Source organism: Bifidobacterium sp. H6bp9, from assembly GCF_032193695.1.
Lineage (GTDB): Bacteria > Actinomycetota > Actinomycetes > Actinomycetales > Bifidobacteriaceae > Bombiscardovia > Bombiscardovia kimbladii.
The window spans coordinates 51,949-74,529 of record NZ_JASTZY010000003.1 but is presented as its reverse complement, the minus strand read 5'-3'; the positions used below and the strand labels follow the sequence as shown (position 1 = coordinate 74,529).

The window sequence follows — 22,581 nt, the reverse complement described above, 5'->3', positions numbered from 1 at the left end:
GACGAGGGTCAAGATGGGTTTGGGTGATCGCATGGACCGGAGGGTCGCTGCGGCAGTGTCCGTTCTTCGGCGTGGTGGGCGGGCCGGCCGGTTCCGCCTGCAGGCCGTGATCCTGTTGGGCGTGCTGTTGACGCCCTTGATCGCGGGTTGCAGCGCACCGGATTTCGGGGACTTCTCGAATGAGCTGAAGTTCGGGGACGAGACCGTATCGGACACCCAGGTGACCGACACCATGCGCATCCCCTCGCACGGACTTGGGAGCCTGATCCGGGAGGATCAGATCAAGTGGATGATGAACGAAGGGAAGCTCATCCCCAATACCGCCTCCCCGGCGGCGCCTCCCCAGAAGATCCCCCTGGATCGGGCAGGCGCCATCGACGAGCTGAAGGACAACCCGGTCATGCAATGCCAGGCGCTTTCCCATACGAGCCAGTCGACCTCGCCTTCGGAGGGTACCTGGAAACTGCAGGACAACTCGTGCGTGAAGCAACGAGAGCTCTCCTGGCTGGAGAAAACACTGTGGAGCGAGTACGAAAAACAGTCCAAGGAGAACTTCGCCTGGCTGACCACCAGCAGGAACACTCTGAAGGCGAGCCCCAACAGCGTAGAGACGCTGAAGAAGAACACCCACGTCGACTACAACAAATGGGGCAGCGCGGCAAGACCCTATCTGAACATCCTGCTGGGAGTCTGCACGATCGTGGCGGTCATCTCGCTCATGTGCGTGGGCGTGCGGCTCGCCCAGCAGGCGAACCGGGCTGACCAGGATTCTCAGATCATGGATAAGCTGACATGGATCTTCCTGGGGGCCTTCACTGCCTCCTCGGCCGGCGCCATCACCGCTGTGTTCTTCATGCCGAACGGGAGCGACGGCAGCCTGCATGAGCCATCCTGGACGCCCGGGAGTGACACCACCTATTACCTGTCAGACTGGATCCGGGCACAACTGGACCCGATCATCATCATCGCGGCTGTGGTCGGTGTCATGGCGTCCGGCATCACGGCGGCAGTGACCGGCTCCGGAAAGGGTTATATCAAAATCGGCAAGGCCTTCATGCAGGGGCTTGCCTGCAACATCCTGCTGGCGGGCGGGATCACGGTGTTCCAGGACACCATAGACTCGTGGACGGCGAGCCTGATGAAGGCCTCGTCGAGCATGATGAACGATGCCTGGAACCATAACGCGCTGAATGCGTCGCAGTTCTTCAGCCTTGACGGTTTCCTCGCCGTGGCACTGGTGCTGCTCATCTGGATCATGGGCATGGTCATGAAGGTGTTCACGTACCTGCGTGCCGGCATGCTGCCCGTGCTTGTGGCCCTGGCGGGAGTGTTCTCGGTCATGTCGTTCACCCAGGCCGGCGATAGTTCGTTCAAGAAGGTCCTGGGATGGCTGGCCACCTTCCTGGCGTACAAGCCTGCGGCGGCTTTGTTCATGGCAACCGGATCGGCCATCATGGTCACTGCCGGCCTGGGGGATGACAGCGCGACGATCACGGTGTTCCTGCAGATCGGGGTGATAGCGATGCTCCCATTGCTTGTGCGCTGGATCGTCCCTGCCGCTCAGGGGATGAGCATGGGCGGCGGTGGTCTCTTCGCCGGCATGGCATCCTGGGCCGCCGGCGGCGCGGCGAGTATGGGCGGCGGGGCATTCCGTGGCCTTGGGGGCCTGTTGGGCCGTCGTGGTGGCGGCCGTGGCCGTTCAAGGGGCGGGAAGTCGCCGGCCCACGGGTCGTCCCAGGGCAAGAAGGAGAACAGCGGGGGCAAAGGGCCCGGAGGCACACGTGGAGGGGGCAAAGGTCCGGACGGGACCCGTGGCGGCGAAGCCGGGCAGCACCAGGACGGATCAGGCAAAGGAGGCTCATATTACAAGGGGCCGGACGGAGCGGGGCATGGTTCCGATCAGGACGGGTCGTTCGACCAGGGGCCGGACGGGTCCGGCCACCAGGGCGGTGTTGATCCGGGTCCGGGTTCCGTTGACACGGGTGGCCCGTCCTCCCCGGGCAGTCCGGGATCGGCTGGACCGGACGGGGCTCGTAGATCCTCGGCACGCAGGAACAGGAAGGAGTTCTGATGGCATCGAACACCACATACGGAGACTACCTGTCACCGATCAAGCAGGGTTTCCATGGAATAGGCATGGGGCTGACGTTGGCCGGCATTGTCGTCCTTGGCGCCGCCGTCGTTATCGCCAATTTCAACCCGTTCATCTCGTTCGGGGTCGCCGTGGTCGGCCTGGGGGTGATCTTCTTCCTTTCAAGACGGGACGCCGAGGGCCGGTCCAAACCCGAGGTGGCCGATGAAAAGTACACGTACCGGGCCCAGGTGCGTTCCAGGCGCAACCTGTACCGTTCGGGCATGCTGTCCCCGATTAGCGGCGGCGAGACGAGCCTGCCGGGGATCCTGTCGCGCGTGAGCATCATCGAGGCCAGAGACGGGTACGGTTACCCGTTCGCATTGCTAAAGCACGGCAGGACGGGCGAGTACTCGCTGATGATGGCCTGCAGCTCCCAGGGCGCCGCACTGATCGATGACGATGTGGAGGACCGGTATGTGGCCTCTTGGGCGGCCTTGATGGAATGGCTGGCGAACCAGCAGGGCGTGACCCAGCTTTCGGCCACCGTGGATACGTCCCCCGATTCGGGGCTCAGGTTTCGCAGGACCCTGAAACGGCACCTGGTCAAGGATGCGCCCGATCTTGCGTCACGGGCCATGGCCCAGGTCATGGCGATTTACACGAGCGGCGGGGCCCGCAGCGATGTCACCCTGACGGTGTCCTTCAAGTTCCAGGACATGAAGGGCCGTGCGGCCGAGGATGAGGACGCGGTGTACATGATCGCCCTGGTCATCCCCGAGCTTGAAGAGAGGATAGCGAACTCGGGCGGCGGGAAAGCACATGCGCTGACCATGGACGAAGTGGTGGCCATGGCGAGGGTGTGCATGGACCCTGCATCGCAGAAGGATGTCGAGCGCACCGCCCAGGAGGACTCAGAGGAAGGCCGGCCGTCGGGCTCGCTGTGCTGGGAGGATGCCGGCCCGACCACAGCGGAGGCCGGCTGGGACTGGTACAGGCATGATTCCGGCATTTCCCGCACCTGGGAGATGTGCGACCCGCCCAGGAGCGCAATCACTTCGACCACGATGGCCAGGTTGTTCAAGCCGCTGGATGCCTGCGACCGCAAGAGGGTCACGGTGATCTTCCACTTGCTGCCGCCCAAGGATACGCAGGAGTTCACCGAGCTCAATCGGAAGAAGGCGCGGGCGCGGTCTGGCCAGGACAAGATCTCGACCGTGGACAACGAGTCGAACGTGGTCAAAACTGACCGGCAGGCGTTCGAGGCGGTACAGGGGTCGGTGCTGGTGTTCTTCGGGATGCTGGTGACGGCGACGATCGAGGCCGGCGACGACGAGCAGGAGCGGCTCGACCGGGCGACCCGCGCGGTCGAGGGAGCGGCGGGAGCGGCCAACGTCAACCTGAGGCCCTGCTACGCGGCCCAGGACACGGGATTTGCGGCCAGCCTGCCGTTCGGTTTCAACATGAGCCTGTACAAGTTCAACAGTGCATTCGGTCTGGGCTGAGGAAAGGGACGGTCATGAGGTTCACTCTTCCATGGATCGGACGGGGACGGTCCGAGATGGATCCGGAGGATGGCCACGCCATCCCACGGCCGGTGAGGCCGAGGAAGCCCGCCAAGCCAGGTTTCCGGGGATATTACAGGCCCAACGGAGGGTGGGCGGGCAAACTGCCGCAGGTCGATGAGTTCTTCGGGGTGTCCAGTCAGGTGTCGGGAGGGTTCTGGCCGTTCTCGACTGACATGGTGCTGCCCGTGTCGGGGGTGCCGCTGGGACAGCTTCGGGGGAACGGCGCGGCCGTCTGCTGTGATCCCATCTCCTGGTTCCGGGACGGCATCGTGTCTCAGCCGAGCATGTTCGTGCTCGGCCTACCCGCCATCGGCAAAAGCACCCTGGTCCGCCGGCTTGTGTGGGGCATGTCGGCGATGGGAGTCAGCGCGATCATCCCCGGGGACCTGAAGGGTGAGTACACGGAGCTGATCCGTCTGCTCAATGGCCAGGTCATCTCCCTTGGCACTCACCAAGGGTCGGTGAATCTGCTTGACCCTGGCGACGTGCATTCCAAGCTGAAGCTGCTGAACGGCACCCTGCGGGATGACCTTATGGAGGACTACCACAACCGGCGTCTCTCAGGCATCGAGGTGATCATCGGCATCATGCGGCAGTCGACAGGGGGTTCGCTCAGCGACGTGGAGTCGAACGTGCTGTCAACGGCCCTGAAGGTGCTGTACGAGAAGACCAAGAACGACAAGCGGCCCCCGATCATCGCTGATCTGCGGGATCTGATAGCCAACCCTCCCGGCTCGGTGAAGAACGAGCTGCGGTCGGCAGCCACCTTCGAGGATCCCGAGGATGATGAGATCTATCGTAAGGAGACGCACAGCCTGATCGCCTCCCTCAACGGCCTGGCCAACCCGAACGGCAAGTTCGGGGGCATGTTCTGCCAGCAGACCAGCGACTCGATCGACGTGTCCCGGCCGGTCTGTTACGACATCCATTCCCTTGCCGGCGCTGAGGACGCGGTGGTGGCCGCCGTTCTTGCCACCACCTGGTCTAGCGCCTTCGCCGCGAAGAACGCGGCCGACCTGCTGGCCGAAGCGGGCTTGGAGCCGAAGAGGGTGCATGTCATGGTCCTGGACGAGATGCACCGGGCGCTGCGCTCCAGCCCGCTCATGGTCGACAAGTTCGACCTCCTGACCAGGCTGAACCGTCAGTGGGGGTTCGGCCAGATCATGATCACCCACACATTCGCCGACCTGCTGTCCATGGCCACCGAGGACCAGAACAACAAGGCGCGTGGCTTCGTGGAGCGCAGCGCCATAAAGATCCTGGGCGCCCTCACCAGCTCGGAGGTCGACAAGTATCTACGCAAGGAATCAGGGCTTCAGATCTTCCAACGCGAGGAGGACCTGCTCTCCGATTGGACCACGCCCGTGTCTTACCAGTCGCAGGCCGCAAGGAAGGGACGCGGCAAGTTCCTCATCAAGATAGGCGGCCTGCCCGGGATCGCCTTCAACCTGAGGCTGTGCGACCTGGAGCTCTCCGGGTTCAACGACACCAACCAGAAATGGCATGAGTAGCTGAACGAATAGATGAACTATCCAACAAAGGAGTGAAATATCATGCAGGAGGAAAACGAAAACAGGGCACATGCTCTGGCCAGGTTCATGCGCGAGGACCCGAAGGGCGCAGACTGCGTCAGCCGGGCGCTGCTGACCATGGCCGAAGAGGGGTTTGATGACAGGAGCGGGGATCTGAAGGAGGATCTGCAGCCGTACGTCGAGCAAGCCACGATATCCGCAGCCTTCCGGGCCGATCCGGATGGCGAGCGACCCAGGGTTTGCTTCGACGCCGCCCATGAATACATCAACGAGAACCTTGACAGCCTAAAAAGCGGACTCCGGGAAGCGGCTGCCCTGGTTTCGAGATGGAGCGCCAGCCTGCCCGAAGGCTGGACGGCCGGCCTCTCGGAGGACCGTCAGACGTACAGCATCCTGGCGCCGGACGACCATGTCGTCTACGAGTACGACGCGGGCACAGACGAACACCAGTTCCCCGGCGACGGCCTGGGATGGACATCAGGCAGCCCCGATGTGGATCCGTTCGTGACCATCAACGAGCGTTTACACGAAGACCCTTCGGCGTATGGCCCGTCAGCAGAGGATCTGCAAACCTGGCCCGCCTCCGGATCCGATTCCGCCGGGTATGGGCGCTCGAGCATGGAGCTGCCGTGGTCATACGGGGCCGGCACGCTCGCCAGATGAGACGGACTGGACTGTGCCCGTCCCCCTACTTGCCCGCACCTGTTGGGTTGAATAGAAAGTGCAGTCGAAAGAAGTAGCATCCATCCAGAAAAGGAGTCAATATGCCAGCAATGATGCAGACCATGCGAGGCAATCTCGCAGCGGACCCGACATACATGGCGGCCCGGGAGCCCACGGCCGATTCGCCGGCAAAGAAGGCGTTCGCCGAACTACAGGTGTACCAGAACCACCGAGTTCAGCAGCCGGACGGGTCCTGGGCCGATTCGCCCAAGGGCCCTGAGAAGGTGAGCGTGAAGTTCTTCGGCCGTGACGCCGAACTGGTGAACGCCTCCAACTTCCACAAGGGCGATCCGGTGTGCGTGGCGGGCAGCCTGGGCGAGCCTGAGGCGTTCACCACCCGCGATGGGAAGATCCGGGCGCGCAACGTCATAATAGGCGACACCGTGTGCCTCGATTCCATGCGTGTAACCTCGCAAGCCCTGAAGGGCGGGACCCCGCAGAACCAGTACGCCTCGACGGCGGCGGCCACTGCAACCCGGCATCAGACCGCAGACCAGGGCTACCAGGATCCATACGACGGGTACGGGGTTCAGGCGCAAACCGGTTTCAACCCTCAGCAGGCTGGCCAGCAAGCTGGTTTTGTACGCTGAGACATCGGCGCATCGAGTGGGCCCGGAGACCTTCATGGCATCCGGGCCCTTTATCGGCTTTAAGCCGGTTTCACGGGAGGTGCATATGAGACAACGTCTTGAGACGAACCGGATCAAGGATCCTGCGGCGACGCTTCATACATCCAGCCAGGCCAAGCTTGCGCTGCTCGGCGTGGTCGCCGTGCTGATGGCTCTGACGGGCCTGGCCTGCACGTTCGATGGGCACCAGTTTACTATGGGCGCCATCATCTACCTGGCCACCGGCCGGTGGGAAGCGGGGGCGGCGGTTCTGGTGCCGTTGGCCGTCATGGTGGTTCTTTCGGCCGCCCTGATGCTGGTGATCCGCCTGGCCATGCGCTGGTTCGGCCCCGGCGGCGACCGGGGCCGAGTCGTCGCCAAGGGGGCCACGAGGGTGGACGCGTACGCGAAGTCGATGGGTTTCGGACAGGCGGTCGAGAAGGTTTCCCTGCCGCATGCCCGTCAGATGGCGGAACGGCTGGTGCGCGGCTATGACGGGTCGCGGATGGCGCCGGGGTATCCCCTGGGCGTCAACCATGTCAGCCATGACCCGATCTCGACGTCCTGGGAGGACATGGCCATCGTACTGGCCGGCCCCAGGACGGGTAAATCCCTGTGCTACGCGATACCCGCGTGCCTGAGCGCGCCTGGTCCACTGCTGGCCACGTCCAACAAGGGCGACATCGTGGATGTGACGATGCCAGTGCGCATGCATGACCACCCCAGGGGCCGGTGCTGGGTGTTTGATCCGGAGCACATCGTCGATCCGGGCTTGAAGAAGGCTCCCTGGGTGTGGGACATCATCGGGTCCATCTCCGACATGTCGGATGCCCAGCGGATCGCGGCGTGCTGGCGGTACGCATCCGGACAGCCTGAGGACGGTGGCAACGACTACTTTACCGGTTCGGCCACCCAACAGCTTGCCGACTGCCTGTTCGCTGCGGCCGTGGGCGAGCGATCGGTGGCTGATGTGTTCAAATGGGCCTCCAATGAGCGTGACTCCACGCCGGCCGACATCCTCTCGCAGGCTGGCTGGGGCTTGGTGGCGGACCGCATCAACGGGGTCATCGGCCTCACCCCGGAGACCAGGTCAGGCGTGTATGGGTCGTTTGCCCGGATGGTGTCGTTCCTGGCGGACCCCGCGATCCTGGATTGGATCTATGCGCCTCCCGGGGACACCCGACCGAGGTTCGATGCGTACGACTTCGCCACCAGCGAGGACAGCCTCTACCTGCTCAGCCAGCAGGGTCGGCCGTCGACGGCGCTGACCGCCTCACTGACGGCTATGGTGGCGTTCTCGGCGTTCACCCGTGCGCAGAGCGAGTTCCAGGACAACAACCGGCGCCTGCCGGTGCCGTTGTGCTGCGTGCTCGATGAGGCGGCCAACATCTGCAGGTGGCCGGAGCTCAGCGACATCTACTCGTATTTCGGTTCGGCCGGCATACCGATCATGACGATCTGGCAGAACCCGTCGCAGGGTGCTGGTGCGTTCGGCGAGACGAGCTTCAGGTCCCTGTATGACAATGCGAACGTCAAGGTGTATTTGGGCGGCATCAGCGACACCAAGTTCCTGAAGGACCTGTCCGATCAGATCGGCCGGTACGAACTGTTGAGGAGCAGTCTGAGCGACACTGCGGGGGGCAAGAGAAGCGTGCAGCGCAGCGTCCAGTCCGATGACATACTCACGGTGTCGAGGCTGGCGGAATGGCCGGTCGGCCGTGCCCTGGTCCAGGCTTCGCAGTGCCGCTCCCAGATCGTCGATACCCGGCCATGGACTACGAATGCCAGGTGGATGGCCCTGCAGAAAACGAAGACACGAAACGAAAGGAGCGCGGACAATGCCAGCGCCACGTCAGTTCAAGCCCCTGCCGCATGACAGCCCGCTTTCGGGGCGGTACAGATCTCGCGATCCGTCCGCGATCGAGGATAAGGCACCCTTGCCGGAGCCCACGGACCGGGAGCCGTCGACCGCCGGCCCCCCAGGTCCTGAGGGTGCTGTTGCCGCGCCCCTGACCTCGCCGGCCGTCGATGCCGTGCCGGATCCGGAGGGGGAGAACTTCGACTACCGGGAGGTGCTTGATATCTACCGTCGCCATGCGGCAGCAGGCATCAGCTTCCTGGAGATGTCGCTCGACGCGCAGATGGAGCGGCACGGCATCCCCTCCCCTGCGGGGGATCCCCCTGACGGCATGGACGGGGGGCGGGAGCCCCTTGGGAGTGAGCCCGCTCCGGATACGGGAGGAATGGACGCCGACTCGTTGCCGGAGGAACCCGTAGACGAGGGGATGCTTGGCCAACCGGTCGACGAGGAGACCACGTTCTATCCGAATCTGGAGGAGTTTGTGGAAAAGTTTCTGGCCAACGTGTTCCCGTTCCACCAGAACGCTACGAAGCCCATCGAGTGGGTGCGGGACTGGTACCGCTATCCGGCCCTGGTCTTCCCCCTGGATTCAATCTGGAGGGGGTACGAGACGGCCAGGGCCAGGCCCGGGGCCATGGAGGGCTGGTATTTCCAGACATTCCAGCTTCTGTCGCTGATCCTGAACAAGGATTCGGGCATCGTGGCCTCCCTGAACGCGGAACAGTCCACGACCGTCCAGGGTGAACCTCTGCCGTGCGACCATCCGGCGTCCGGATGGCGGCAGGAGACACTCCATGTGCTGAGCGCCGGCCCCAAGGAGGGCCTGCAGGAACCGGATGTTCCGGAGGAAGGAGGCCCCGATGGCTTCTGAGGAGGATGAGTTGGACCGTGTCATGGTCCAGTCATGGCAGGCGGTGGCGCAGTCCCTGCGGCAGACGTCGACGAGGATCGACAGCGATCTGCGCATGCTGCGCAGGGAGCGCACCTCGGAGAGGATGGCCAGGGCGCGTCAGCTTGATTTCGACAGAAGGCAGCTTGCGGCGTGGAAGTCGTCGAACCATGCGACCCTGAACAGGGGGTTCGATTCCGTGCTCAGGGCGACCGTCCTCAACCCGTCGGTGCAGCAGGACGCGGCTCGCCTGTCGCCGGCCGACCTGGCCAGGGCCTGGATGGTGGCCGACCAGATGGACGATGTGCGGTTCATCAAGGACAAGGCGGACGCGAAGACGTTCATCGAGCGTCAATGGTCCCAGAGGGGCATCGAGCAGCCCGTGAGCGAGTTCGCGGACGGGCTGGCCAACCATGTGTCCATCACGGCCACGGGCCCGTCGGAAGGCCTAGACGCGACGATGGAGGCGTTCCAGCGCGCTGGGGCCGTTATCGAGCCCGTCAGCTTCGTGAACCCTTCCGAGGCGGAGGGGTTCATCCGCGAGCATCACGGCCAGTCCTTCAGCGTGAGCACCACACTGACCGGATCCTGGGATGGGATCGACAATGACCGGCTCGCCCAGGCGGTGCTCACGAGCCCGGTCTCGGATCCGCATGCGCGGGTGGACCAGTTGCGCCGGGGCGTGCCAGCCATCCAGGAACCCGCCGGGGTGGATGCTGCGGATGCCCGCGAACCCGGCAGGGAGGAGCCTGTGGCGGCGGCCTCGGCCTCCAATGGTCCACAGGGGTCACCTGACGACCGGGATCCGTCCACGGCCGGGCAGGTGTTGGCGTCTGATCATGCCGATGCCGTGTCGGCAGATGGCGCGATGGGGAACGAGCCGTCCCCGTCGACCCTTTCCGGTCCGGTGCATGTCAGGGCCGGCGGGGACGTGTTCGGCGAGCTGAGCCCCGCCCAGGAGGTTGCGGCCGCCAGACGGGCGGCGCAGGCCCAGGGACTGACGGAACCGGTCGAGGCGCCCATGCGGTCGAGAAGCAGGCGGGGGGTGCACGTCAGCGTGTGAGCCCGGGCTCCTCCCGGGGATCGGCCAGGGCGTCCGTGCCGAAGGACATGGGCGCCTTTTCTATGCCATAGTCGCGTTCCAGCAGGCCCAGCTCCTTGAGCCCTTCGCTCATGGCCTTCTCGTACTCGGGACCGTCGCCCTGGGTGTCCCTGACGTTCATGGCCACCCTGAACGCCCTGTCGAGGATGCGGGTGACGTCCATGGCCGAGATGTCCGTGAGATCCTTTTCCCGTCCATCGTCGATGGCGGGCCTCCTGTGTTCCATGGATGCGCGCCATTCCCTGACTGCGGCCAAGCCGGACCCGTGCCAGCCGCGCCGGAGCTGCCTAAGGGTCATGTCGTCGCCCATGGAGTGGGCGTTGATGGTCTCCTTCCATCCGTCGCTGGACCGCCATGTGATTCGGTAGCCCACAACCTGGTCCGGCGACATGAACCCGCCCTTGCCGACGCCTTTGCGCAGCCTGGGGTCGATCATGAGGCCCTCTCGTCTGACGCGGCGTATGAACTCGTCCTCGCTGCGGGAGGTCCTGGCGCATGCCTCGACCAGGCGGGACAGGGAGAGCCTGGGCATGGTGTCGACGGCCACCTGGTTGATGAGGGCGGTCCTGGTCCTGCCGTCGAGCGAGTCGAACGGTTCGGCGCCGGTCCAGTCGTGTTCGGCTTTCCATGTGGCCCAGCGTCTCCATTGGCGGTACTCCCATGTGGTCATGGATCGTGTTGGGTCGTCCAGGAGCGTGGTGAGCTCGGGCCTGTCCCGTTCCATGGCCCTGCAGGAGTCCTGGGCGAGGATGCGGTCATGGAAGGGGTTGATCCAGCCCGTTGATGTGGCCAGGTCGACGACGATGTGGACGTGGTCGTTGCCGTTCTTGCTGAGGCCGTGTCTGACGGCCACCCATCTGACGTCGCTTCCGCTGTCGTCGAGTATACCCATCCTGGTCAGGTAGTCTTCGACGAGTTGGCGCCACTGTTGATCGTCCATGATCCCCTGGCCGGCCTTGATGGCCAGCGAGCAGTGCCAGATGCGGTTCTTGCCGGCTTTGCGGCCGGGGTTCCTCCTGCCTCGCATGTCTGGCGGCATGGACTGCCCGTCCTGTGCCAGGCGGCGGTACCACTTGTCGAGCTCGTACGCGATCCGGCTGAAGGGGGTCGTCGGCCGCCCGTCGAGGTCGAAGCAGTCGGTGATGGCGGGGCTGGCGCACACCATGTGCTGGTCGCTGTGTTCGTTTGAGCGTCCCCGGCCGAAGAGGTATCTGAGCAGGCCGGCCGGGTCGGAGCCCCTGGTGATGTTCGGTATCATCCCACCATTCTCGGCACGGTCCGGCCGAAGGTGGGGGGACTTACAGGGTGGGGCCGCCCTGGTGGTTCCCGAGCGCCTGGTCGGGAATCTGGAACAGGGTGTCGGCGTGATCCTCCTCGCGGCCGGTCTGCTGTCTGTTCCATGAGGCCAGGTGGCTGATGATGGTCTGGTCGTTGTTGAGGTAGTAGGCGGCCAGCTCCCGGTTGAACCAGGTGCGGTCCTTGTCGCTGGTGGGCACGGTGAGCGGGTTACTGTTCCCGCCGGCGATCAGCAGGCCGTTGGCAGCGAGGAGCGCGGTCCTTTTGTTGCCGTCGCCGAACGGCTGCATCTTGGCCAGGCCGGCGAACAGGCGGACGGCCCCGTCCAGGTCGTCGCCAGTCCCTCTCCTGGTGGCGTTGTCGATCAGGGTGGAGATGGCTTCCGGGTCGGGTGTGGGGGGCTCGTACCTGCCCAGAGGAGTGTTGACCATGACGGGGGTGTGCTCGTCGCGCAGCTTGCCGGGTTCCATGGATGCGGTCCTGGTCAGTTGCGCGTTGATGCTCTTCACGTACTCAAGGTCGATCGGGTGGTGTGCGTAGTCGTAATGGAGGGTGTGCTCCGCGGCCTGCCGGAGATCGAGCAGGAGGTTGTAGTCGGCTTTCGAGTTGACGACCTTGGGGTTGCCCGTGCGCAGGAACTCCTCGGTGGCCATGAAGGTCGACTGGAGCCCGTCGAACGTGCGTCCCATCGAGTACAGCAGCCCGGCGAGTTGTTTGGTGCTCAGTGTTTTTTGGCCGCTCATGGGTGTGCTTCCTTCCGTTCCCGTCCTGGTTCGATTCTCTCATGCCGGCCGTGTTTCGTATCGGCTGTTCTCAGCCGGCTTGTGTTGGATTGTGCGGCCAGGCTTCGACCCTGGCGAGCAGTTCTTTGATGCGCCTGGTGGCGCCCGCCATGTCGGCGACCTGGTCTGGGTCGGCTTCGAGCCTGGCGTTGACTAGGTGGGCTACTTGGTTGACGTTGACGCCGATGCGGTGGATCTCCATACGGATGCGTGCGAGCTCAAACGCCTCGGCGTCGTTTCCCTCCTCGCGGTGGCGGCCTGGCCCCAGGTCTCGCCGGCCACCCATGAGGATGCTGGCGATGCTGCGCCCGCTGGTCTTCGACTGTCGGTGGAGTTCGTCGAGCTCGTCCTGGTTGACCCTGATCGTCAGGAGTCTGGTCCTGGGGGTGGCCGCCTTGGCGCGTGTCCGGACGGCGCCGCTCCTGGTCAGGCCGTGCCTGCCCTGGCTCATCGTCGCCCCTTTCCGGATGCTTTTCCCTGGTCGGCCGGCGTATTATGCCGGCTTGTTTGGCCTTCGGCCCTCGGGTAGACAGTCACGCCCTCTGTAGGAGGGCGGGACGTGGGGTCAAGCTTGAATCGTATATACGATTCATCTAGCTTGCTCCGCTCTGGTTTCTGTACCCTTTGTGCTCTTTGTGCTCTCTGTACCCTCTGTACCCTTTGTACTCTCATGGTTCTGGTTGGACCTCCGCGAGTGATCGGACGAGGGCGCTGCGGGATAGGCCGAAGCGTTCGCACAGCAGGTCGACGGCCCGCCCCTGGTCGGGGGTGAGCCTGACCTTCAGGGTCGCTTTGTCCTGCCCTCTCCAGTTGATGGGCTGGCGTGGCATGGTGCCGGTATCGATGGGGTGGCCGTCGTCGGCGAGGCGGCCGTCCTGGTCCTTGATGTGTTCTATGCCGAGCTGTGCTTCGACCAGGCCACGGACCCATGCGGCCATGGTCGTGCCGTTTGCGGCGGCGCTTCGCCTGGTCCGGTCAAGGATGTCGGCTGGCATGTGGATGGTCATGGTGCGGGTCTTGTTCATTGCTGTTCCTGTTGGTCGTAGGGGCTGTTCTCAAGCCCCCAGGGTGCGGTGTTCCTGCACCCGGTGGGGCGTGTTTCCTGCATGGTCATTTAAAGCTCATGGCCACTCCCCTGTCCTTGTCGAGGCGCAGGGTGGCGCTGAACTTGGTTCCTTTCCTGCTTTTGAGTCCTGAGACTTTGACGGGTCTGCCGTTCAAGAGTCGGCGGCACTGGCGGTCGGTGAGGGTCTTGCCTGCTATCAGGGTGAACATCCGCCATCCGCATCCCCTGGTCTGCACCCAGCTGCCGTCGGCGCGGCGTTCGCGCTGGTTGGTGGAGCAGATCCAGGTTTTGCCCCTCCGGATGACGGGAGCCCCGCATCGCGGGCAAGTGCCGTAGGTCTCCGATTCTGGGTGCCTGTTGACATGGCGGGTGTCGAGGTGGGCGCGAGCCTGGTTCGGGATCCGGGCGACGTATGTGCGAATCCGTCGCATGAACTCGTCCTCGCTCTGTTCGCTGCGTTCGATGCGGGTGAACGTCTCCTCCCAGTCTGCCGTGGTCTTCACGTCGGTGAGTTCCTTGGCTACGACGTCCACGAGTATTCGCCCCTCGGGTGTGCTTTCGAGGGTTTTGCCGTGCCGGGTTATATAGCCTGAGCTGACCAGTTTCTCGATGATGGTCGCCCTGGTGGCGGGGGTTCCTATGCCGCCGGAGTGGGTTTCGTCGTCATCGAGGGCCTGCTTGAGGTGGTCCTCTTCGACGAATCTGCTGGCATGTTCCATGGCTGCCAGGAGGGTGGCCTCGGTGAATCGTTTGGGCGGGGATGTCCTGCCCTCCGCGACCTTGCCGACGCTGTTGTTTGGATCCCATGGGGTGTCCGCGTGGATGCCGGCCGTCAGGTTGTCCGGGATGATCTCCTGCCGGCCTTCGTTATTGTTCCGGTGGTGCAAGCTGGGGTCGATGGCGTGCCAGCCCTGCTCGACCGGTGTGTCCGTGGTGGCGGTGAAAATGATGTCCTCCCGCGTGCGGGCGTGCGCTTTGACCTCGGTGTGGTCGTGCACGTATGGGGCGCCAGTGGCCTCCCACATGCGCCGGACGATCCTGACGGCCACCTGCTTCTGGTCCTGGTCTAGGTGGTCGAGTGCGGCCGCGTCGAGTCTGGTCGTGGGCAGGATGGCTGTGTGCCCCTGCACCATGCCGTCGTTTACGACGAGCTCGGGTTCCGTGGTTTCGGGCCGTTTGTCGACGAACCCTTCGACGAGTCTTCCGGTGGCCGTCAGATTGCGCAAGCTGTCCAGATCGTCGTGGGTGATGTACTGGCTGTCGGTGCGTGGATAGGTGACGAGCTGGGCCTCGTAGAGGGCTTGCATCGCTTTGAGGGTGGCGGCTGCCGTCATCCCCGAGGTCTTGTTCATGTCCTTCTGCAGGCCGGTCAGGTCGTAGAGTCGGGGCGGGGCCGTCCTCTCCCTGGTGCGGGCGACGTCCTCGATGTCGAATCCTTCGGACACGGCGGAGGCTAGCAGGTTTTGTGCTTTGTCCCTGCTATCCAGCCGCTCGCTGTTGAGCGTGTAGGTGCCCATGTCCACCTGTACGGTCCAGTAGGGTTTGGCCACATGGTCGCGGATCTGCCGGTCCCGGTCGGCGACCAGAGCGAGAGTGGGAGTCTGCACGCGGCCGACGCTCATCCTCCGGCCGTACAAGATCGTGTAGGCGCGTGATGCGTTCATGCCCACCAGCCAGTCAGCCTTGGCTCTTGCATCGGCCGCATCTGCGAGCCCGTTGTAGCAGCTTTCGTCATGCATGTGCGTGAACGCCCCGGTGATGGCTTTCTCGTCCAGCGATGCCACCCAGAGGCGTTTGGCGGGCTTCGTGCATCCCGCCTTGTGGATGATCCTACGGAAGATGGCTTCGCCTTCCCGGTCTGGATCGCAGGCGTTGATGATCAGTTCGGTGTCTTTCCTGCGCACGAGGTTGGCAAGGACACGGTACTGTTGCCCCTCCCCTTTCCCTGTGCCGACATGCCATTGCCAGTCATCACCAGGGTCGATGGGCAGGTCCTCGATGCGCCATGCACCTGTCGCCCAGGGGCGGCCTTTGTACTGTTCGGGCATGTCCAGTTCGACCAGGTGGCCTTGCGCCCAGGATATGATTTTGCCGCCGGCGGAGATGTACCCGTCCCTCCTGGTCGTCGGGCCGGGGAGTGCCTGGGCAATGGCCAGTGCTACGCTGCGTTTCTCGGCGATGATGAGTTGCATGTCGCGTCCTCCTTCAGAAGGTCCGGTTGACGGTGATCAGGAAGGTGCCCGCAAGCACTGCGAGCAGGGTGGCAATGACCATCAGGGTGATAACGACAATCAGGATTCGGAAGATGATATGGAGTGTCCCGTTCGTTCCTGGTTCCCCGGTTTCGGGATCGATCCGGTTCCTGGTGTCCAGTCTCCAGAGGAGGAGGACCACGGCGGCGCCACCGAGGACGATGGTGACCTGGAGCCAGTTGGGCATGTAGACGAGGCTGTGGATCAGCTTTCCGATGCCATTGTCCGGAGTAATGCCGGCGGCGGTGATGGTGTTCATGCGTTCTCCTTTTGTTGGTTAGATGCGCTAGATGCAGGTCCCATTCTGTTCCGGTTCGGCCGCAAAGTAGGGGGACGGCAGGGAGGGTTTCCAAGGCCTTCCTGTCCCCCTACTTGTGCGCGGATCCGTGAGACTCTTTCCTTGTGCATTGCGAAAGGATCCGAAGCATGAAGAAAAGAGACATACTGCGTGGCGTGATGGCCGACATGAAGGCCGACCGGGAGGCGCGCGACGATGCGATGACCGCATACATCACTGCCCTGGTGGCGGTGGATGAGGCACAACGTGCCCTGGCCGAACGGGAGAAGGAGTGCGAGGCGGCTCTTGAATCGGCCCGATCCCTGGTGACGAAAAGGGACCTGGATGCGGTCAGGAAGTCCACGATCGCGAGGCTCGCCGAGGCGGGGGCAGGGGCGGGTCATGGCGAAGAGTAGAAGGGCCGGCCGGCGTGGAGGGTGGATGGATCTCTTGCCGGTCCGGGGCTGGATCGTGTTGGTGGTCGTGATGTTCGCCGTGGTGTTTGGGGGGCTGATGGTCAACCAGCAGGTGCATGGCAGGGACGGGTCGGAGCCCGTCGCGTCCCACTCCGGGGATACCGGGAGGAAGGGCCGCGGTTACTCGTTGGACGGGCCGGGGCTTGATGCGGCCGGCATCCCGGTAGATGGCCAGTGGCGTAGCATGCGGGTCAAGTCAAAGACAGGGAATGCTGTCGTCAGGGATGATGGTTTCGGTCCGGCGGGTGCGGCGTTGAAGGCGCTTGACGCGACTTTGGATCCGAAGTCCGATGACTCCGCGTATGCGAAGAAGAGATCCGAGGTGATCCGCCCCGACCCGTCCGGGCAGGCCCGTCCTGCGGGTGATGCGCCCCGCTGGTGGCTGACCCAGCGCCGGTACACGCCGGCCAAGATATGCAACCAGCCTCTTTCTGGTTCGGCGACGGCCGCCCCATCCTGCCAGGGGGACACCTGGGATCGGCCTGCGGGTGATGCGATGGTGTTGTCGAATGGATACTTGGGCGAAACGGCATTCCCGGTGCCGGAGGGCATGCAGGTCGATTCCCGGACGGATCCTCAGTCAATCGTCCGTGTCGGGTACGACACCCTATATGTGCCGATGGATGATGGCGTTTGGGCGGTGACGTCGTTTTGCCCGGCCAGCGTCAGGAGCGTGCATCTGGATCGCGAGGGCAACGAGGGTCCCGATGACGCGCGTCACCCGTACACGCCGATGGGTGCAGGGATGCTGCCCTACGGGACGAGGCAGACGCCCTGTTACGTCGTTGATGTCGCCGTATCCGGTCAGAACCCGTATTGGCTGGTTTCCGGCAGCTCTGGGACAGCGCAATGAGCCGACGGTGGCGGACGGCCCGAAGGCCGGTGGCGATGCTGGTCTCTGTCCTGACCCTGCTGATCCTGTCGGCGTGTTCCCCTTTGGATGTGTTGGACTTCCTCGCGGGATGCAAGAAGTCCGGAGGCGCTTCTGTGGTCGCGGCCGGGGATGTGGGGCGTTCACCCAATCCAACGATTGAGGCGTATGTCTCGTGGGCGGAGAGTATTGCAGCTGATCAGTCTCACGGGTACAGCCAGGCCCGTCGCAACTCGGAGCATGATTACGACTGTTCGAGCCTGGACTGGTTTGCGATCAAGCATGCCGGTTTCCCGGTCGGTGATGGCTGGCCGTTCACGACGTTCAACATGGGGCCGATATTAGAGAGCATGGGGTTCACGCATTTCTCCTGGAGCGGGAACATGGCCGACGCGGCCAAGTCTCTGCAACGGGGGGACATCGTCGTGAACCCTGCGGCCCATACTGAGATCTATCGTGGCGGTGGCAGTTTCGTGGGCGCCAGGCATGCGTTCCCGAGCGGCATCGAGGATGGCCGGCCGGGAGATCAGGGTTCAGGGGCCAACGAGGAGATCGGTGTGGGGCCCACCTCACCGGGAATGACGGAGGCCTATCGGTACACGGGGTCGATGAACACCACGGTGCCGGCCAGGTCGAATAGTCAGGGCAAGGGCGGCAGGATGATGTGGCAGTGTGCGTCCTCATCGACGACTTCGGCGATTGCAGTGTCGACCGACGGCACGCATGCGAGCCCGGAGCAGGCGAAGCAGATCGCCAGGTCGATGCTTCCGGTCAAGGGTTGGGGTGATGACCAGTACGAATGCCTGGTGTGGGTGTGGGACCATGAGTCGGGGTGGCGGTGGAATGCAGAGAACCCTTCGTCCGGTGCTTATGGGATACCGCAGGCGCTGCCGGCGAACAAGCTGGCGTCGGCTGGTGCGGACTGGCATGAGAACGCGACTACTCAGATTACCTGGGGGCTGGGTTATATCCAGGGTCGGTACAACAATCCTTGTGGCGCCAAGAGCTTCTGGCTTTCCCACAACTGGTACTGAAGTTACAAATATGGGGGGTGCTATGCCCCCGCTGTTCCTTCAGCCCCCATATGCGATATAAAGGACGCCGACATAGCAGAACATCAAGTTAACCGTTCAGTATCTCTTCAAAGAGTTTGTCTCTAAACTCGGTACTTTTGTAAAGCTGATCGTTTTTCATTGTAGAAGAATCGAAATTCTTTGATACTTTCACAAATTTTTGTAACAGCTGTTTAAGAACACTGTCAGTTGGATCATCTTTTAAAGATGAAACCCGTAACCGCTTATAGGCATCTATACTATTTACATTCGAGCTCTGCAAAGAATAGCATGAATTCAAATAGAATCGGGCGTTTGTTGAATCAGATGATATATTCAGCGCTTCAGGAGTTTTCAAGAAAGTATCCACCTTATCCTGCACTTGCAGAGCTTTTAAATACAAAGTAATATCTACATCCTCAGGGAAAACCAAATCCCAACCTTTACCTCCACTTTTATTCAGAAAAGTCGTAGGACGAGCTCTTGCCTGATCAGGTTCAAGAAGCCTGTAAGCCATAACAGCTTGACTTAGCTCAGTTAAATTCCTTATCCTACGTTGAGGCTTGTGACTATTCTTATATTGGTATTTCCTCCGCTCATAATACCAACCATAACCAGACAAATAGTTTTCGATTCGAATTTGTAACTCATCATTTGCATGAAGCTGCAGCTTTTGAATAGAGTTCTGGTTGTTTGTACCTGTTATGATATCTTGTCTTATTCCTTCGTCTTTGCTGGTTATTACTCGCACTAATAAATATTCTTGGAGTCGTTTTGCAGTTATCGTTTTCTCAGCAAACGCATCATAGAGGGTATAAGAGGTTTGCAACCCATTAACTATCAGAGGATTTTCTATAACCCACTCTGTATTGGTATTGTCATAAGTTTCATCTGCCAAAATAGTGATTCCGTTATTTAGCCACCAAAAATGTGTATCGCTGTCCCTTGTCAGCGTTTTCTGAATCGCTTTATTAACATCAACCGCATGACCTGCATAACCCCTAACATTCTCTTCGAACATATCATCATCGATTCCGTTACCGCCCTTTTTTTGAATGAAATTCAAATAGTTCTCTAACGTAACCAAAGCGACAAAGTTTTTGGGTTTCTTCCCATTCCCATTTCCTTTTAGATCATTTTCTATTATGGCTTGGTCGTATATATGCAACGTAACCTTGTGATTAGCAGATTGTGATCCAGCTCGGACAATTTGTATACAATCCCAATAGTCCACTTCGACTACAGAATCTGTTGGCAGTAACTTCTTAACTGCATTTCTTAATATGTCTCCTCTAGAGAGAGCCAGATCCGAAAGCTTGCTACGTGATGCAAATGAGACATAAATACAATGAACTCGCATTAAAGGCATAACGCCATCTAGGGCATGCCGCGTCTCGTTCAAATTGATTGCGAACCTTTTTATGACATCACTAAATCCGCTCTTTTCTAGCTTATGCAGATTAGAGCTCTGCGAGAGGTCACTGAGCATTAACTTCAACGCGGAACCCATTTTCGGCCAAACGTCGGCTCTCCAAGAAAAGCTGTTCTTTGATTGAATAAAGTACAGATCAAGAGGCGTCCGCTTAGACAGAAAATGAGTATCTATTTCGCCGAGGGAACCATTGGACAGTAATTGACCATTGAGCAATGCATACAGAGAATCAATGCCCCCATCCTCATGACCTCCGACGATTCCGTCTTCAACATCCGTATATGGTAAAGAAAACCCCTTAAGTACCAAATGAGCAGAAAACGACTCAAAAGCTTGGTCTTCTTCTTGCCCTGTGCAATCCTGATTATTCTCTTTTAGCACTGCTTTAAAGTAATTATATGCAACTTCTTCGTCAGGTAACCGCTTGGTTCTTCCCATTTTCATGTCCTTTATGAAATCACAGTCAGAAAGGAATTACGCTATTCCAAACTTATAGATATACATATTTTAACAAAGCAGACCGAATTATCAAATCACCCGGTCTACGTTCATCTGCTTGCTCGTTAATTGTAAGAGCAGTATACAAATCACCCACCGAAGCAACTTGATACAACACGGCGCATCACGGAACCTGCATTTATGGTTAAATTTGCTCTCAGACTACTTGACCGATATGTAATGTGGAATGTGCCGTATTGTTCTATTTCCAAAGTCATCGTCATGAATCCCTGTTGCAACAAGTAATACTGGCAAAGCAGAAAGAAGTTATTAGGCGAAATCTTTATCCTCTAATATGGCTACAGCCCCAATACTCTTTTTTGAGAAGCGAAAGTGCGTGTTAAAGAATCTCACAGCTTTCGAATCTGCTGACGGAAATTAGATCCGCATAAAGAAGGACACGCGTTGGTAATTATCAGCGAAGCAGATCCGAGCACATAGCCTGCAGCTCTTTCTGTGCCCAACTCCGGCAGGTACCAAACTACGCACACAACCTACTCGATCAAATCTCATGCATATTGGCAAGCGCCTTCAGAGGTGCGTCTACCTCTGAAGACGTGCGGCAGCATATGATCGACCTGATTCAGGTCGCCGGGGTGCGGGGCAGGCGCCCCGCTTCACGTTCCGCGCTGCAAGACTTCGCATCCATGGTGTGCTCCCGGGCTCTTTCAGTCCCAGCGCTGCGATTTCGCATTAGACAGTTCAAATGAGAGAAAGATGACAGGTTGTATCATGTTATATTGCGACGATGTTGCCAAGGAAGGGGTTGCTCAGGATGGATGGAGAAGCCAAATACGACGTTCTGGAGGATTGCGTACGCAACGTCTTCGGCCGCGTCATGTGGTCCCATAAGATCCAGGAGAAGCAGGCAGACATCCAATCCCACTATTCATTGGCGATGACCTTGACCAACATCACACTCTCTGCGGCGACTTCGGTCGGTCTTTTCTCAATCATATTCGTGGACCGGTTCTGGCTGAAGCTGATTTCGACATTGGCATCCTTCGTATCGACAGCCATCATCTGGCTTTCCAAGGAGCTGAACCTGCCCGACCGTATCAAAACACACAGAAAGGCGGCCGTCGATTATCTGGCGGTGAAGGACCGGCTCCAAAACCTGCTCATGAAAATCCGTTTCCGGACGGTTCCCGTTGAGCGGCTCGCAGAGGAGTTTTCCCAGCTTAATGAGTCCGTCAACTACATTAACGCCCAGGCACCACAGACAACCGACAGAGCGGTCCGCCGAGCCAGCCGTGCCTTGAAGGCGAAGAACGACGACAACATCACGAATGAAGAAATAGACAACGGCTTGCCCCCATTACTAAGGAAAGGAAACCCGGATGAGCTCACCGGTCAGGAGGAACAACCACAGCATCAACAAGAACATTAGGGAACTGATCTCCAAGCGATACAAGGTCGTCACGAAGGCAGTGAACACCGAGTTCTACGACAGCAGCAGTAATACGATGCACAGTCTCTACGTCGGCTCCTACGGCAGAGGGACAGCCATCGACACCAGTGACCTGGACATCATGGTGATCCTGCCGGAGGACGAGTACAAACGGTATGACCAGTACGGGAACAACGGACAGTCACGCCTGCTGCAATCAGTCAAAGACGCCGTCAAAGTGCCATACCCGCTTAGCGACATCAAAGCGGACGGGCAGGTGGTCAAGATTAACTTCAGCGATGGTATACGGTTCGAGATCTTGCCTGCCTTCGAGCGACCAGCACTGTACGGCCCAACAACCTACGTCTATCCGGACGCGAACATGGGAGGCAACTGGCTGCCGACCAACCCGAAAGTCGAGCAGGACGCGATGAGAGAGAAGGACGCCGATTCCAACCACCTGCTGGTGGACACTTGCAGACATATGCGCTACGTACATAACACTTGCTTCAGTAGCTATACCCTGCATGGCATCGTGATCGACACCTTCGTCTACAAGGCCCTGGGAACCTGGCAATGGTCGAACCCAGGCACCCAGGGCGAACCTGCGGGATCATACGAGAAGGTCCTGCTCGACTATTGGGAATACACATCGGCTGTCTGCCCAACACCTCTTCAAGCGCCGGGCAGCAATGACCAGGTCGAGATCGAATCCAGCAATGAGTGCCTGGGCAAGGTCCTCCACAAGATGGCGGACGAATAAACAGGATTGCTCCATGGTATAGACAAAATACCTGTCTCGCACTTTCGAGTCTGAATCAGTTCATGGAAAGAC

General features: G+C 60.6%; 20 protein-coding genes. 13 read left to right on the top strand and 7 right to left on the bottom strand.

Features of this window, described 5'->3' with window-relative positions; translation table 11 throughout:
- The first annotated feature begins 13 nt into the window (after window positions 1-13).
- From QRX40_RS05310 to QRX40_RS05275, 8 genes are all read left to right on the top strand, one after another.
- Window positions 14-2,071, top strand: a complete 2,058-nt coding sequence (locus QRX40_RS05310) for a hypothetical protein (RefSeq protein WP_313836822.1) — start codon at window positions 14-16, stop codon at window positions 2,069-2,071.
- Window positions 2,071-3,576, top strand: coding sequence for an SCO6880 family protein (locus QRX40_RS05305; protein ID WP_313836820.1), 1,506 nt, complete (start codon window positions 2,071-2,073; stop codon window positions 3,574-3,576). Before QRX40_RS05310 ends, QRX40_RS05305 begins: the two co-directional genes overlap by 1 nt.
- Before the next feature lie 56 nt (window positions 3,577-3,632).
- Complete coding sequence (locus QRX40_RS05300) at window positions 3,633-5,150, top strand: ATPase (protein WP_396184417.1); 1,518 nt, start codon at window positions 3,633-3,635, stop codon at window positions 5,148-5,150.
- A 42-nt stretch (window positions 5,151-5,192) separates the two neighbouring features.
- On the top strand, window positions 5,193-5,834 hold the full coding sequence (locus tag QRX40_RS05295; protein WP_313836817.1) for a hypothetical protein: 642 nt from the start codon (window positions 5,193-5,195) through the stop codon (window positions 5,832-5,834).
- A 101-nt stretch (window positions 5,835-5,935) separates the two neighbouring features.
- Window positions 5,936-6,484, top strand: a complete 549-nt coding sequence (locus tag QRX40_RS05290; protein WP_313836815.1) for a hypothetical protein — start codon at window positions 5,936-5,938, stop codon at window positions 6,482-6,484.
- Window positions 6,485-6,569: 85 nt separating this feature from the next.
- Complete coding sequence (locus QRX40_RS05285; RefSeq protein ID WP_313836813.1) at window positions 6,570-8,378, top strand: TraM recognition domain-containing protein; 1,809 nt, start codon at window positions 6,570-6,572, stop codon at window positions 8,376-8,378.
- A complete protein-coding gene (locus QRX40_RS05280) occupies window positions 8,341-9,234 on the top strand; it encodes a DUF4913 domain-containing protein (RefSeq protein WP_313836811.1) in 894 nt (297 codons plus the stop codon). The genes QRX40_RS05285 and QRX40_RS05280 overlap by 38 nt, the downstream gene beginning before the upstream one ends.
- On the top strand, window positions 9,224-10,315 hold the full coding sequence (locus tag QRX40_RS05275; RefSeq protein WP_313836809.1) for a hypothetical protein: 1,092 nt from the start codon (window positions 9,224-9,226) through the stop codon (window positions 10,313-10,315). The genes QRX40_RS05280 and QRX40_RS05275 overlap by 11 nt, the downstream gene beginning before the upstream one ends.
- Here the strand turns inward: QRX40_RS05275 and QRX40_RS05270 are convergent.
- The 6 genes from QRX40_RS05270 to QRX40_RS05245 form a co-directional block, all read right to left on the bottom strand.
- Entirely contained in the window at window positions 10,305-11,612 is a 1,308-nt protein-coding gene (locus QRX40_RS05270) for a relaxase/mobilization nuclease domain-containing protein (protein WP_313836807.1), read from the bottom strand. The genes QRX40_RS05275 and QRX40_RS05270 overlap by 11 nt on opposite strands.
- 40 nt (window positions 11,613-11,652) lie before the next feature.
- Window positions 11,653-12,393, bottom strand: coding sequence for a Fic family protein (locus QRX40_RS05265; RefSeq protein ID WP_313836805.1), 741 nt, complete (start codon window positions 12,391-12,393; stop codon window positions 11,653-11,655).
- Between the two features lie 70 nt (window positions 12,394-12,463).
- Complete coding sequence (gene mobC / locus QRX40_RS05260; RefSeq protein ID WP_313836803.1) at window positions 12,464-12,883, bottom strand: plasmid mobilization relaxosome protein MobC; 420 nt, start codon at window positions 12,881-12,883, stop codon at window positions 12,464-12,466.
- Between the two features lie 217 nt (window positions 12,884-13,100).
- Window positions 13,101-13,457: a hypothetical protein gene (locus tag QRX40_RS05255; protein ID WP_313836801.1), complete on the bottom strand. Its 357-nt coding sequence runs from the start codon at window positions 13,455-13,457 to the stop codon at window positions 13,101-13,103.
- 85 nt (window positions 13,458-13,542) lie between these two features.
- On the bottom strand, window positions 13,543-15,690 hold the full coding sequence (locus QRX40_RS05250; RefSeq protein ID WP_313836799.1) for a DNA topoisomerase: 2,148 nt from the start codon (window positions 15,688-15,690) through the stop codon (window positions 13,543-13,545).
- A gap of 13 nt (window positions 15,691-15,703) precedes the next feature.
- The gene (locus tag QRX40_RS05245; RefSeq protein WP_313836797.1) at window positions 15,704-16,009 is read right to left on the bottom strand and encodes a hypothetical protein; all 306 of its coding nucleotides are present in this window, start codon (window positions 16,007-16,009) and stop codon (window positions 15,704-15,706) included.
- A 167-nt stretch (window positions 16,010-16,176) separates the two neighbouring features.
- Here QRX40_RS05245 and QRX40_RS05240 point away from each other — a divergent pair, with 167 nt between their 5' ends.
- Genes QRX40_RS05240 through QRX40_RS05230 form a run of 3 tightly spaced genes read left to right on the top strand, consistent with a single transcriptional unit; the run spans window position 16,177 to window position 18,408 of the window.
- On the top strand, window positions 16,177-16,443 hold the full coding sequence (locus tag QRX40_RS05240) for a hypothetical protein (RefSeq protein WP_313836796.1): 267 nt from the start codon (window positions 16,177-16,179) through the stop codon (window positions 16,441-16,443).
- 25 nt (window positions 16,444-16,468) lie between these two features.
- A complete protein-coding gene (locus QRX40_RS05235) occupies window positions 16,469-17,356 on the top strand; it encodes a hypothetical protein (protein ID WP_313836794.1) in 888 nt (295 codons plus the stop codon).
- 35 nt (window positions 17,357-17,391) lie between these two features.
- Window positions 17,392-18,408, top strand: coding sequence for a peptidoglycan amidohydrolase family protein (locus tag QRX40_RS05230; RefSeq protein ID WP_313836793.1), 1,017 nt, complete (start codon window positions 17,392-17,394; stop codon window positions 18,406-18,408).
- A gap of 88 nt (window positions 18,409-18,496) precedes the next feature.
- On the opposite strand, the gene QRX40_RS05225 is transcribed toward QRX40_RS05230, so the two are convergent.
- Entirely contained in the window at window positions 18,497-20,296 is a 1,800-nt protein-coding gene (locus QRX40_RS05225; RefSeq protein WP_313836792.1) for an AIPR family protein, read from the bottom strand.
- An 835-nt stretch (window positions 20,297-21,131) separates the two neighbouring features.
- Here QRX40_RS05225 and QRX40_RS05220 point away from each other — a divergent pair.
- Both QRX40_RS05220 and QRX40_RS05215 read left to right on the top strand, forming a co-directional pair.
- Window positions 21,132-21,746 (top strand): SLATT domain-containing protein, encoded by a 615-nt coding sequence (locus QRX40_RS05220; protein ID WP_313836790.1) that lies wholly within the window; start codon window positions 21,132-21,134, stop codon window positions 21,744-21,746.
- The gene (locus tag QRX40_RS05215; protein WP_313836788.1) at window positions 21,697-22,509 is read left to right on the top strand and encodes an SMODS domain-containing nucleotidyltransferase; all 813 of its coding nucleotides are present in this window, start codon (window positions 21,697-21,699) and stop codon (window positions 22,507-22,509) included. Before QRX40_RS05220 ends, QRX40_RS05215 begins: the two co-directional genes overlap by 50 nt.
- The last annotated feature ends 72 nt before the right edge of the window (window positions 22,510-22,581 follow it).

Coding starts and splice junctions, on each gene's coding strand:
- QRX40_RS05255 (WP_313836801.1), bottom strand. CDS start 13,457: ATGAACAAGACCCGCACCATGACCATCCACATGCCAGCCGACATCCTT.
- QRX40_RS05310 (WP_313836822.1), top strand. CDS start 14: ATGGGTTTGGGTGATCGCATGGACCGGAGGGTCGCTGCGGCAGTGTCC.
- QRX40_RS05265 (WP_313836805.1), bottom strand. CDS start 12,393: ATGAGCGGCCAAAAAACACTGAGCACCAAACAACTCGCCGGGCTGCTG.
- QRX40_RS05220 (WP_313836790.1), top strand. CDS start 21,132: ATGGATGGAGAAGCCAAATACGACGTTCTGGAGGATTGCGTACGCAAC.
- QRX40_RS05305 (WP_313836820.1), top strand. CDS start 2,071: ATGGCATCGAACACCACATACGGAGACTACCTGTCACCGATCAAGCAG.
- QRX40_RS05300 (WP_396184417.1), top strand. CDS start 3,633: ATGGATCCGGAGGATGGCCACGCCATCCCACGGCCGGTGAGGCCGAGG.
- QRX40_RS05290 (WP_313836815.1), top strand. CDS start 5,936: ATGCCAGCAATGATGCAGACCATGCGAGGCAATCTCGCAGCGGACCCG.
- QRX40_RS05235 (WP_313836794.1), top strand. CDS start 16,469: ATGGATCTCTTGCCGGTCCGGGGCTGGATCGTGTTGGTGGTCGTGATG.
- QRX40_RS05225 (WP_313836792.1), bottom strand. CDS start 20,296: ATGGGAAGAACCAAGCGGTTACCTGACGAAGAAGTTGCATATAATTAC.
- QRX40_RS05250 (WP_313836799.1), bottom strand. CDS start 15,690: ATGCAACTCATCATCGCCGAGAAACGCAGCGTAGCACTGGCCATTGCC.
- QRX40_RS05295 (WP_313836817.1), top strand. CDS start 5,193: ATGCAGGAGGAAAACGAAAACAGGGCACATGCTCTGGCCAGGTTCATG.
- QRX40_RS05285 (WP_313836813.1), top strand. CDS start 6,570: ATGAGACAACGTCTTGAGACGAACCGGATCAAGGATCCTGCGGCGACG.
- mobC (WP_313836803.1), bottom strand. CDS start 12,883: ATGAGCCAGGGCAGGCACGGCCTGACCAGGAGCGGCGCCGTCCGGACA.
- QRX40_RS05280 (WP_313836811.1), top strand. CDS start 8,341: ATGCCAGCGCCACGTCAGTTCAAGCCCCTGCCGCATGACAGCCCGCTT.
- QRX40_RS05215 (WP_313836788.1), top strand. CDS start 21,697: ATGAGCTCACCGGTCAGGAGGAACAACCACAGCATCAACAAGAACATT.
- QRX40_RS05245 (WP_313836797.1), bottom strand. CDS start 16,009: ATGAACACCATCACCGCCGCCGGCATTACTCCGGACAATGGCATCGGA.
- QRX40_RS05230 (WP_313836793.1), top strand. CDS start 17,392: ATGCTGGTCTCTGTCCTGACCCTGCTGATCCTGTCGGCGTGTTCCCCT.
- QRX40_RS05270 (WP_313836807.1), bottom strand. CDS start 11,612: ATGATACCGAACATCACCAGGGGCTCCGACCCGGCCGGCCTGCTCAGA.
- QRX40_RS05275 (WP_313836809.1), top strand. CDS start 9,224: ATGGCTTCTGAGGAGGATGAGTTGGACCGTGTCATGGTCCAGTCATGG.
- QRX40_RS05240 (WP_313836796.1), top strand. CDS start 16,177: ATGAAGAAAAGAGACATACTGCGTGGCGTGATGGCCGACATGAAGGCC.